This window comes from Anoxybacillus sp. TBDG-1, from assembly GCF_054815885.1.
Genome location: NZ_JBTZSY010000059.1, coordinates 1 through 12043, shown reverse-complemented (window position 1 = coordinate 12043; position 12043 = coordinate 1). Strand labels below are relative to the sequence as shown.

Below are 12043 nucleotides of genomic sequence, written 5' to 3'. Positions count from 1 at the left end.
CAAATTTCCAATTTCGATGATGTTTCACCTTGACATATTACCGCAGGACTTTCTCAACATATGAACCGAGAGAGTGTGTGGTCACTTATTTTCGTGGTATAGTTGAATATCATATGTTTCTCTCATCCATTCATAAAGAACATGCCTTTTCTCCCACGCTCGTTCTGGAAGCAATTCGCTACTTTTTTGAATGAATTCACAGCGGAGTGCATGGAAGTCTTGCTCCGCTTTATCGCTTTTCTTTTTATAAAAAAAGACGAGCCATGCGAGCGATCCAACGAATACAGCGAACGAAAAGGTACGCTCATCATTAATGAGCGCCATCATTATTCGTTCTATAGATGTACGATGCGAAATAACAAACGTCTGATACATATATAACCCAAACAAAGCAAGTGAAAGCAAAAACAAAATGAATGAAAGTTGCATTCTTTTTTTCATGTCATTCCATTCTTTTTTATGCGCCATCACTCGCTTTAAAATCGCTTTTGTTACTTCGTCTAATTCAATTGGAAAAATCATAACCACCCCTACCAATCATGTTTTACTACGATTGTATGTCCATCGACGGGGCGGTATACCTTATTTTCCATCCATATTTGGGATTTTTAATACTTGCCCCTTTTGTAGCTTCATGCTCGTTAAATGATTCCATTCTTTAATAAGATCCATTCCTTTTTCATTTCCGTAATATTTCATCGCAATACTATATAATGTTTCATTTTCTTGTACCGTATGATAAGTAAAGGATGACTCTGTTTCATCCGCCTCTTGTTCTACTTCTTTTGCTTCGTTTTCAAGCGGTTTTTGTTGTGGCTTATGTTCTTTCTGTTGATCGACATCAACAGTCTCATAGCTTTCATTATCAATCGTCACGACTTGGATCGGTCGTTTTTCAACTAAGTGGTATATACTATAAATAGAAATAGGCAATAAAACAAAAAAGAGCGCAAGAATGCGGATGAGTGGATGTTTGATTTTCCATTTTGTTTTTTTCTTTTTATGCACTTCGCTGCGCGGCGGCAATTGAAGTTCATCGCTTTCCTGTTGTTTACTGATACTTTCCATCTTTTTGCGCAAGTTTTCTGCTTGATCTTCACGCATCATTTGTCACCTCTTTTGTACGATACCGGATGTGTAACGCCAAAATAAAATCAATAAGGAAATGAGCAAAAATCGTTACCCATAAATTGTTTGTCCATTCATATATAAGCCCAATCCAAAAACTTAAACTAACGACAGCAACGAGAAGAAGCCATTTTTTCCAATAACGAATGTGCAATAAAGCAAAAATGACACTTGCGAAAAACAAGCCAACGTGTGTTTGAATGACACCACGAAACAATAGCTCTTCACAAAATGCAATGACTATAGTCATCAAAAAAATGTGCGGTACCGAACGGGAACGAAATAATTTTTCATTAATTCCTCCATCATCATACCATTGTTGTGGAGCATAACGAATAAGTAAAAAATCGACAAAAAGAACGAGTGCAGCACAACCGACACCATATAATAATATTTCCTGTACATCCCATTGCCATATCGCAAAAAATGTCGCAGGTGTAAATAAATATATGCCTAATGCTAACGCAACAAGAAAAATAAGCGCTTGTGTGATATATAAATGATATACAATTTCTCGTTCACTAATTTGACGAGCCATCTCCATTTGTTTTTTAATCATTCGTTTTCCACCTTTATGTCAAACATCGCACGAAGCTCTTCACGCCACGACTTTAACTGTATTTGTTGAATATGTTCGATAGGGGCATCCACATATATACGAGCGCCACATCGGTCACAACATCGTTCATTTTTAAGCGGCTGTTGTTCAAAATATGAAAGAATCGTGCGCCGACGACATGTTTGTTCATTGACCCATCGTTGCATAAATGCCCATTTTGCCATTTTTTCTTGTTTTCTTTGCTCTATGCGGACATATAGTTGCTTTGCTAATATGTGTATATCTTCTTCATGTTTGTCCATTTGTTCAAGCCCATATAAAAGTAGACGTTGTTGTACGTCTGTCAGCCCTGTTTCTTTCTGCCCATGACGTAAAGCGTGTAGCGCATAAACGATTTGTTCCATTGTCGGAAATTCCATATGGATCATCGTCTGTCCCACTTGTTCATCTCCTGGTGCATACAGTAATATCGCGATGCTTTCTTTTCCATCACGCCCCGCTCGCCCAACTTCTTGCCAATATGCTTCTGGTTGTGTCGGCAAATGAAAATGGATGACGAAGCGAACGTTCGGTTTATCGATCCCCATTCCAAACGCATTTGTACAACAAATGACATCTAACTGGTCATAAACGAACTGTTGTTGAATAAGTAGTCGTTGTTCACCATCCATGCCCCCATGATAGTAGCTTACACGATTATCTCCATGTAGCGTCTGTGCCAACGTTTCTGCCCAATGTCGACTTGATACGTATACAATGCCCGGCTTAGGAAACATAGCGACGAGCTGTTTTAATGCTTTTATTTTTTCTTCTACTGTACAAACATATTGGACGTGTAAACTAATATTCGGTCGGTCAAGTGAATACAGATGCTGTTTTACACGATCAAGCTTTAGTGTTTTCACGATATCATCAATGACTTGGCGTGTAGCTGTTGCCGTTAATGCTAAACAAGGCGGATTGCCGAGCGTCTCGCGAAGAAGACCTAGCTTTAAAAAATCAGGGCGAAAGTCGTGTCCCCATTGTGAAATACAATGCGCTTCATCTACAACAAACAGCGAAATGTTTATGCGTGTTAGCGCTTCAACGAGTAACGGGGATTGTAAAATTTCTGGAGAAGCATAAATAAAACGATACGATGCCAACTCACGCAACACATCTTTTTTTTCGCGATAGGAAAGAAAACGATTGAGTGCCACGACACGTTTTTCACCGCGATTTTTAAGTTGTTGTACTTGATCTTCCATCAGCGACACGAGCGGAGAAATAATTAACACACTGCCGTCTAATATATAACCTGGGAGTTGATAACAAAGTGATTTCCCTCCGCCAGTCGGAAGCATAGCGACACAATTCCACCCGTTCAGCACATCTTCAATAATTTCTCTTTGTCCTATGCGAAACGAATCGTAACCAAATCGTTCCTTTAATATGTTAAGCATCTTCTCTCTCCCACCTTGCCAGCGCGAGCCGAATTTCGAAATAAGAAACGTCTGGTAACACTTCTTTTATCACCCGCAATTTTTTCGTTTTTAATTGACGTGCCTGTTGAATAATGCGCTTGCGTTTATTTTCCTCTAAAAATGGTGTCGTTACAAACGTTGGAATATACGTGGCGATTTCTACAATATGATCTTCAATCGTTCCTTTTTTCAATTTGCGCAACTGAGCAATTTGTTCAAGCGAGTACCCTTCTTTTAGCAACTTATACGTTTTTTGAGCTGAACTCGTCAATTGTGCGCGCTTTTGTTCGCGCAACGAATATAAGAGCGGAAATTTTTCTTTTTCTTGCTCCGTCATTTCAAGTATAAAGTGAAGCACGTTTTGAAACGACAACAAAATAGCGGTCTCTTCTTCCTTTAAAGCATAAGCAATTTGTTCGTCCGTCCATCCGATGCGCTCATGGCTTGTCAACCGCCAAACGAAAATGTTAGCATCTTTTTCATCTACATCACTAAGTAGCTCATGTATTTCTTCATATAATGAACGAACGAGGGTTTTTATATGTGTATGCTGAAACAGCCACCGTTTCACGAACGATTGAATGTGTTCATCGCGATGTATAGGTTCAAACGACGTACGATGAATAATGTTTGCGATCGTTTGAATAAGTAAAGAAAGCTTTTTCCAAAACAAAGAAGATTCATTCATATATTTCCATCCATCAATGTAAGGAGGGAGTATGAATTGTCGGAGTTTCTCTTTTCCACTTGCAGTTGTGCAATATATATGTTCATCGATTTGAGAAATAAATCCGTCCGCCTCTAATGCTCGTGCGACATCAAACAAACGAGAACGATCAATCGGTACCGTCCCAAATAAACGGCTAACGTCATACCATTTACTATCTTGTAGCGTTTGGGCTGTTTTTTTTCCATTGAGTAAATGGTCGATCGCAGCTAGCGATCGTTCTCCACGAAACCGATCGATACAAAATAAAACGATATGTTGTAACATACGACATTCACTCCATTTTCCCTTTCATTTTACCAGATTAAGCGAGGGGATGTGAGGGAAAACTACGTACTGATAAGCATTTTCATTGGAGTTTTTTATTGAAAAGTTACCGCAACACATTTATTATAAAGGTGTGAGGAATACGTTTCCAACGTTTCATATGAAGCGATTGGTTCCATATAATTAAGGAGGGTCATTGTATGCCAAAGTACACAATTGTTGACAAAGAAACATGTATTGCCTGTGGTGCCTGTGGAGCGGCTGCACCAGACATTTACGATTACGATGATGAAGGTATCGCTTACGTTACGCTAGACGACAACCAAGGTATTGTCGAAGTGCCAGACGTATTAATCGATGACATGATGGATGCATTTGAAGGCTGTCCAACAGACTCGATCAAAGTAGCGGACGAGCCATTTGACGGCGATCCAAACAAATTCGAATAAAAAACATCTAAGGGCAAACTTCATACGAAGCTTGCCCTTTTCTTTCGTTCAGTCATTGTCACTACTTGTCCGATCGACTATAATAAAAAAGTATACATAATAAAAAGGAGGAATTTGGCATGGCGTTTGAAAACAAAGTTGTTGAAGCGTTTATTGAAATTCCAACAGGTAGCCAAAACAAATATGAATATGACAAAGAGCGTGGCGTATTTAAGCTCGATCGCGTCTTATATTCACCAATGTTTTATCCTGCAGAATATGGCTATTTAGAAAATACACTTGCATTAGATGGCGACCCGCTTGATATTTTAGTTATCGTGACAAATCCAACATTCCCTGGCTGCGTCATCGAAACACGTGTACTCGGCTACTTAAACATGGTAGACGGCGGCGAAGAAGATGCGAAGTTAATCGGCGTTCCAGTTGATGATCCTCGCTTTGCTGATGTGCGCACGCTCGAAGATCTCCCGCAACATAAACTTAAAGAAATCGCTCATTTCTTTGAACGTTATAAAGACTTAGAAGGAAAGAAAACAGAAATTGGCACGTGGGAAGGTCCAGAAGCAGCTGCGAAACTTATTGACGAATGCATCGCTCGTTACAATGAACAAAAGTAAATACATTCTATGTTTTAAGCTGGCTTTGGGCCAGCTTTTCGTCTTTTTTCCGAACATTTATATATAAAAACGCTTTCACTTGTATGACCTTTCCGAAAGTTATTGACACACGTATACGGTTATGTTAAATTATCAGAAATTTAAAAAACTAATTGGTTGAAAGGAGCAGATTTTTGTGGTTCGTATTCTAGTATCTGATGCAATGAGTGAAGAAGGTCTTTCCCCACTTCTTGCTGATCCAACGATTGAAGTCGTACAAAAAAAAGTGAGTGATGTAGAAGATGAGCTTGATCAATTTGATGCATTACTCGTTCGTAGCGCAACAAAAGTAACAGAGGCATTACTTCAAAAAATGCCAAATTTAAAAATTGTCGGGCGTGCGGGAGTCGGAGTTGATAATATTGATGTTGACGCAGCTACACGATACGGTGTCGTCGTCATTAACGCCCCAAACGGCAATACGATTTCGACAGCGGAACATACATTTGCGATGATGGCTTCATTAGTGCGTCGTATTCCACAAGCGCACATCTCGGTCAAATCACGTGAATGGAATCGTTCCGCTTTCGTCGGTGTCGAGTTATTTGGAAAACATTTAGGTATTATCGGCTTTGGTCGCATCGGTTCTGAAGTAGCGAAACGGGCGCGAGCATTCGGTATGCATGTTCATGTGTACGATCCATTTTTAACGAAAGCACGAGCAGAAAAAATTGGTGTCGACGTTTGCACGCTTGATGCGTTGCTTGCACAAGCAGATATCATTACCGTACATACACCATTAACAAAAGAGACGAAAGGGCTTCTCGGTCCGAAAAACTTAGCAAAAACGAAAAAAGGTGTGTATTTAATTAACTGCGCCCGCGGTGGAATTATCGACGAACAAGCGCTCATTTCGTTTTTAGAAAATGGACACGTGGCAGGGGTTGCGCTCGATGTATTTGAACAAGAGCCTCCAGGAGATCATCCACTTCTTTCGTTTGATAACGTCATCGTCACTCCACATCTCGGGGCATCAACAGTCGAAGCGCAAGTGAATGTAGCGACGCAAGTAGCTCAAGAAGTATTAACATTTTTACAAGGAAAACCTGTCACATCGTCCATTAACTTGCCGACACTTTCAAAAGATGTATACGAAAAAATTCAAGCTTTTTATACATTAGCTCGAAAAATGGGCATTCTCGCTTCGCAATATATGAGCGAACCTGTTCAAGAAATCGCGATTACGTATTCAGGTTCTGTCGCCGATTTAGAAACAACATTTATTACACGTAGTTTGCTCGCTGGATTTTTAAAACCTCGCGTCGCTTCAACCGTCAACGAAGTGAACGCAGCGATGATCGCCAAAGAACGCGGCATCGCCTTTAGCGAAAAATTTTCAGCCAACGGAAACGACTACAACAATAGCATCGCATTGACAGTATACGGCGAAAACAAAACATTTACGTTAAAAGGAACACATATCGCCTACTACGGCGACCGCATCGTTCATTTTAACGGCTTTGCGATCGACTTTGCTCCAGAAGGACATTTGTTGTACATCCAACATCATGATAAACCAGGAATGATCGGAAAAGTCGGAAATATTTTAGGTGACCATCAAGTAAACATCGCAACGATGCAAGTCGGTCGCCAAGAAGCTGGCGGAAAAGCGATTATGATGCTTTCGCTCGATAAACCGCTTGACGATGCGCTTGTTGAAACGCTTGAGAGCATTGACGATATTGATGTTGTAAAAAGATTAGAAGTATAAAAGGCTCAGCCACACAGGCTGAGCCTTTTATACAATATAATAACATGTAAAAGCGGTTGTAAAATATATAAATGTACCTATTAAACCGTTTATTGTTATTATAAACGGTCCGGAAGCAATAGTCGGATCCAAACGAAAACGGTTGATTACAATAGGAACAATAACACCAAACATATTAGATATTGCAACAGTCACACAAAGGGACACGCCAACGACAAAAGCAATTGTTATGTCATACTTTGTTATGACATAACAGATTATGCTTGCTATCATTCCACATACGATGCCTAATAACATACCCGTCACCATTTCTTTTTGAAGCATATATTTTAATTTTGGAGAAGGAACCTCTTCTTTTGTCGACAATTTACGTATAACGATAGCTAGAGATTGAATCCCCGCATTTCCCCCCATTCCTAAAACAATTGGTAAAAAAGGAATTAACATCGTTATTTGTTGCATAATGTCGTGAAAAGAATCAATCAAATGAGATGTTACAAATGCAACAAATAATAACATAACTAGCCAAACAATTCGCTTTTTCAATGATTGAACCCCATCGGTATTCCAATCCGTTGCACCACGTGTTGCACTTATATCTTCCAACTCCTCTTTTCTTTGTTCTTCAATAATATCCATAATATCATCGACTGTAATAATTCCAACTAACTTTCCGTCTTGTAAAACAGGAAGCGCTAATAAACCATATTTTTTTAATAAATGAACAACGACAGTTTGACTGCTAGTCGGTGAAACGTATACAAATTTTGTTTTCATGATCTCTTGTATACATTGGTTAGGATAAGCTGTAAGTAAATCTCGGATTGATAACACTCCTACCATTTCCCCAGATTCATCCGTTACATAAATATAATAAATGACTTCTACCGTATCTCCGAGTGAACGAATATCATTCATTACAGATGATATGGTATCCATGGGACGAACACAAACAAATTCTGTCAACATAAGTGCCCCTGCGGTTCCTTTTTCATACGATAATAAATGTTTAACGTTTGTTGCTTGTTTTTGATCCAACCATTGGAGTATTTTCGCTCTTTTTTCTGGCGATAAATAAGCAATTAAGTCGACAAGATCATCTGAATACATATGCTTTATGACTTTTTTCATATATTCATCATTTACAATAGCAAAAATCTTTATTTTCTCATGCGAATGAAGTTGCTGAAACATATCACTAAATTCTTTTGGATAAAGCCATTTTGTTAATATTTTTTTCTTTGCCTCATCAAGCGATAAATAAAAATTAGCTTGATCATATGGGTGAAGGGCGAGAAAATCCTTTCGAAATGCTTCCTTATCCTCATTTTTAATTGATTGAAGCAAATAGTAAGTATATTCCTCCTTAAATCGATACTGCTCTAATCGAATCACAGAGCATCCCTCCTCATAACCTCTCCACTTGCACAGTTAAAACATGATCGATTTTTTTTACCAGATAATAAATTTCTGTTGTATATTCTATCTCAGGAGCTGATATTTTTAAGTCAATTTGTTGATTTCCATTTTCTAAATCGGTAATTTTAATATACTTAATTTGCAAAACACTTTCTTTTTTTTTCTCAATACTTTTTCCTTTGCTTTTAATTAAATTAAGGAGTTCTGTCATTTTATAGTTTGGCTCAACAATAATCTGTAATGAAAAATCACGACGTCGAAGTCTTTGAGGACCAATTTTTTTTATAAAATATGCTAAAAAGTTACTCGTTACGATAAATAATAATGCACTATACAACGAGGATGCATAAAATCCAGCTCCAATTGCAATCCCAATACCAGCTGAAGCCCAAATGATAGCTGCAGATGTAAGACCTAGAATGACGTCATTATTTCTTCTCAAAATTACCCCTGCTCCTAGAAAGCCAATTCCACTTACAATTTGTGCAGCTAAACGAAGAGGATCCATATTCATATGTTCTGTTTTTTGAAATGTGTATGCCGCTTCAATAGAAACAATTGTAATTAAACAACTGGCAACACATATAATAACAGTTGTCTTTACTCCTAGAGGTTTTTGCTTTAACTGTCGATCAAGACCAATAAGTAGCCCAAAAATAAAAGAAATAGTTAATTTAAACATATCTGTAATCAACATATCATATCTAACCATCCTTTCGGCTAAAAATTAGGAACATCTTTTCATAGATGTTCAGACTGTTGAAAAACGATTTTGTCAAGGACAAAATCGTTTTTCAAAGCATCGAATAACTGAACGCTTCCCAGACTCTGGGGCAGTGTTATTCGATTGCTCGGCAGTCGAATAACAAGGATTGCTCATATTAACGCTACAAAGTACATCTATATAACCAAGCCACAGGTGGTTATTTTCAGCCTTAGTGGCAAGGAAAGCTTACTCATGGATGTTTTATTACATTGTTAACAAAATTGTAGCAATAGAAAAATAAATGACTACCCCAATCATATCAGCGAGCGAAGTGATAAGTGGTGCACTCGCCGTAGCTGGATCGAGTTTAAACCGACTGAAAATAAATGGAAGACTCATGCCAACTAAGCTACCAACAATGACAACACAAAACATAGAAAGAGCAACAACAATTGCAATTTCGGGTCCTCCTCGATATAGACCAATTAGTGAGACAGCTAATGCCATTGTTATCCCTAGCAAAATAGAAATCGAAAACTCCTTTACAAACAGTTTTGTCCAATCGCGAATACGAATATCTCCTGTTGCAAGTGCACGAATCATCAATGTAGCAGACTGTGAACCTGCATTTCCTCCACTATCAACAAGAAGCGGTAAGAAAAATACGAGAGCAATATTTTCTGAAATAGTATCTTCAAAAAATGCAATGCCCGCGCCAGAAAAAATATTAAAAAATACAAGTAACACGAGCCAGCTAATTCTCTTTCTATACAGATAACCGATTGTTGCCTCTTTTAAACTTTTTGATATCGTAGTAGCAGTTCCCATTTTATGAAAACTCTCTGTTTCTCTCTCTTCTACAGCATCCATCACATCATCAAATGTAACAATTCCTACAAGTTTACCCTGCTCTGTTACAGGGAGAGCAAGAAAATCATACTTTTGAATGATTTCAGCTACTTCTTTACGATGAGAGTGGGCATCCACAAAAATGATGTTTGTATTCATGATATTTTTCACTTTTTGTTCTGGTTGAGAAATAATTAAATCACGAAGCGAGATTACACCAACTAGACAATTTTTCTCATCTACAACATATAAATAATAAATTGTTTCAGCGTTTGAAGCTTCTGTGCGTAACAATTCCATTACATGTTTAACAGTATGCTCCTCCCATACAGCTAAAAACTCTGTTGTCATCAATGACCCCACCGTGTATTTTGGGTACGTTAAAAGTTGTTGAACTTCCACCGCGCTTTCCGTATTCATTTTTTGTAAATATAATCGTCTTACTTCGTCAGGTAGTGCATCTAAAAAGTCTGCAACATCATCTGCATACATATTGTTAATTACTTCGATAGCGTACCCTGACGGCAATTCAGCAAACAGCTGAACTTGCTCATGAATTTCCCCTTGTTTAAACATAGTGGCTACTTCATCTGGTGACAAGTGACAATATATCTCTTTACGTTCTTTCTCTGATACATTTAATAAAATATCTATTTGATCTGCTGGATGCAGCTCAAGAAAAAGTTGCCGAAACGCATCCCTTTTATTTAAATGTAATGTTCCAAGAATTTGAGTAATATACCACTTACGATTTTGACGATCGAGTTTTACCATTTATTATTTCCTCCTTTTTTTCAAGGAGTTCATCTATTCAATGAGTGGATAGAAATGAACCCCTTTATTACATGTTTTATTTGATTTAGATAAGACATTATATTTGGAAGTGGATCATCCATTTCTATCCCCCCTTTTTAAAAAATAAAAAAGCACCTTCAACGAATGAAGGTGCTAGCTAACAAAGTACAACAAAAATAAACTATTAAAAATATAAAAAATAGTTTCAGCATGTCCTCCATTCGTTGAGCTTTAGCACTGTACGGCATAGGATGAAACATCCAGCTACATTAGAAACCACCTTAAGTCGATGGTTCCTGTTGACCCATTGGCGTCTTTGGACATTTCTGGGCAGCAGCATATCTCCGTACAGGAGCCTCACCTAACGAAGGTATTCTATTTTCATGTATATTCTATTCTTTTACTTTTTCATTTGTCAATACTTTTTTATAAAATATTTTTCAGTCAATCGGAACGGCTTTTCGTTCTCCTTTACAAAACGTCATAATTTCTTTGTAACCGACTGTTTTCGCAAGAGCGATCGCTTTGTCATAATCAGCTCCGACATCTTGTGGTACGTGTGCATCGGACGATAGCACGATCGGAATGCTTTTGTCGTAGCACATTTGTAATAGACGAGGATCAGGATACAGTTCACCGACCGGTTTACGCAAACCCGCGGTACTAATTTCAACGCACGTTTTAGAATTCGCTAACGCTGTTGTTGCACGATCGTACTGTTCAAGCAAAAACTCTTCGTCTTCTGGCACATATTTAAAAATTTTTACTAAATCTAAATGACCGATAATGTCAAATAAATTCGACTCAGCTAATGTGACAACTTGATCGAAATATTTTCGATATGTATCGTATATATCACGACGATCCCACTCTTTCCGAAACTCGGCTAAATCAATGCCAAAATCATCAACCCAATGAATCGAACCGATGACATAATCAAAATCGTAAGCGCGAATAAATTGCGCCATTTCTTCATGTTTGCCTGGCGTATAGTCCATTTCAATCGACATTTTTACATCGATTCCAGCATCCCACGCTTCGTGAAATAAACGAACGTAGTCAGCCATGTCATAATAACGACGTTCTTCAATCCATGGATTCGATAAAATATTTTTCGTTTGATAAAAATGATATGCATGTTCCGAAATACCGAAATGTTCAATTCCTTTTCGTGCAGCTTCGTCGGTAAATTGCTTTAAATAATCAAGCGTTAACGTGCCGCGCTCTAAATGATTATGGTAATCTGTTAACATCTTTTTCACCGTTACAGAAAACTTACAAAACTTTATAAATAATCTATTAATTATTTATAAA

The 12043-nt window shown here is 37.9% G+C and carries 12 protein-coding genes and 1 riboswitch; of the genes, 3 read left to right on the top strand and 9 right to left on the bottom strand.

Annotation, left to right across the window (positions count from 1 at the left end):
• Positions 1-81: 81 nt before the first annotated feature.
• Genes ACYQY7_RS12845 through ACYQY7_RS12825 form a run of 5 tightly spaced genes read right to left on the bottom strand, consistent with a single transcriptional unit; the run spans position 82 to position 4144 of the window.
• Positions 82-522: a DUF2663 family protein gene (locus ACYQY7_RS12845; protein ID WP_461202627.1), complete on the bottom strand. Its 441-nt coding sequence runs from the start codon at positions 520-522 to the stop codon at positions 82-84.
• Between the two features lie 60 nt (positions 523-582).
• Positions 583-1104, bottom strand: a complete 522-nt coding sequence (locus ACYQY7_RS12840) for a LysM peptidoglycan-binding domain-containing protein (protein ID WP_461202625.1) — start codon at positions 1102-1104, stop codon at positions 583-585.
• Positions 1097-1687 (bottom strand): lysostaphin resistance A-like protein, encoded by a 591-nt coding sequence (locus ACYQY7_RS12835; protein ID WP_461202624.1) that lies wholly within the window; start codon positions 1685-1687, stop codon positions 1097-1099. Before ACYQY7_RS12835 ends, ACYQY7_RS12840 begins: the two co-directional genes overlap by 8 nt.
• On the bottom strand, positions 1684-3129 hold the full coding sequence (locus tag ACYQY7_RS12830; protein ID WP_461202622.1) for a RecQ family ATP-dependent DNA helicase: 1446 nt from the start codon (positions 3127-3129) through the stop codon (positions 1684-1686). The genes ACYQY7_RS12835 and ACYQY7_RS12830 overlap by 4 nt, the downstream gene beginning before the upstream one ends.
• Complete coding sequence (locus ACYQY7_RS12825) at positions 3122-4144, bottom strand: YpbB family protein (RefSeq protein ID WP_461202621.1); 1023 nt, start codon at positions 4142-4144, stop codon at positions 3122-3124. Before ACYQY7_RS12825 ends, ACYQY7_RS12830 begins: the two co-directional genes overlap by 8 nt.
• A gap of 200 nt (positions 4145-4344) precedes the next feature.
• Between ACYQY7_RS12825 and ACYQY7_RS12820 the strand changes: the two genes are divergently transcribed.
• The 3 genes from ACYQY7_RS12820 (at position 4345) to serA (ending at position 6960) form a co-directional block, all read left to right on the top strand.
• Positions 4345-4593: a ferredoxin gene (locus tag ACYQY7_RS12820; RefSeq protein WP_003394452.1), complete on the top strand. Its 249-nt coding sequence runs from the start codon at positions 4345-4347 to the stop codon at positions 4591-4593.
• 119 nt (positions 4594-4712) lie between these two features.
• Positions 4713-5210: an inorganic diphosphatase gene (locus ACYQY7_RS12815; protein ID WP_032099918.1), complete on the top strand. Its 498-nt coding sequence runs from the start codon at positions 4713-4715 to the stop codon at positions 5208-5210.
• Positions 5211-5385: 175 nt separating this feature from the next.
• On the top strand, positions 5386-6960 hold the full coding sequence (serA, locus tag ACYQY7_RS12810; RefSeq protein ID WP_461202618.1) for a phosphoglycerate dehydrogenase: 1575 nt from the start codon (positions 5386-5388) through the stop codon (positions 6958-6960).
• A gap of 27 nt (positions 6961-6987) precedes the next feature.
• On the opposite strand, the gene mgtE (ACYQY7_RS12805) is transcribed toward serA, so the two are convergent.
• The 4 genes from mgtE (ACYQY7_RS12805) to ACYQY7_RS12790 form a co-directional block, all read right to left on the bottom strand.
• Complete coding sequence (gene mgtE, locus ACYQY7_RS12805; RefSeq protein ID WP_461202617.1) at positions 6988-8355, bottom strand: magnesium transporter; 1368 nt, start codon at positions 8353-8355, stop codon at positions 6988-6990.
• Positions 8356-8368: 13 nt separating this feature from the next.
• Positions 8369-9076 carry an MgtC/SapB family protein gene (locus ACYQY7_RS12800; protein ID WP_461202615.1) on the bottom strand — a complete coding sequence of 236 codons (708 nt, stop codon included), beginning with the start codon at positions 9074-9076 and terminating at the stop codon, positions 8369-8371.
• 273 nt (positions 9077-9349) lie between these two features.
• On the bottom strand, positions 9350-10708 hold the full coding sequence (mgtE, locus tag ACYQY7_RS12795) for a magnesium transporter (RefSeq protein WP_461202613.1): 1359 nt from the start codon (positions 10706-10708) through the stop codon (positions 9350-9352).
• A 230-nt stretch (positions 10709-10938) separates the two neighbouring features.
• Positions 10939-11105, bottom strand: a riboswitch (M-box (ykoK) riboswitch).
• Positions 11106-11169: 64 nt separating this feature from the next.
• Positions 11170-11982 carry a histidinol-phosphatase gene (locus ACYQY7_RS12790; RefSeq protein ID WP_461202611.1) on the bottom strand — a complete coding sequence of 271 codons (813 nt, stop codon included), beginning with the start codon at positions 11980-11982 and terminating at the stop codon, positions 11170-11172.
• Between the last annotated feature and the right edge of the window lie 61 nt (positions 11983-12043).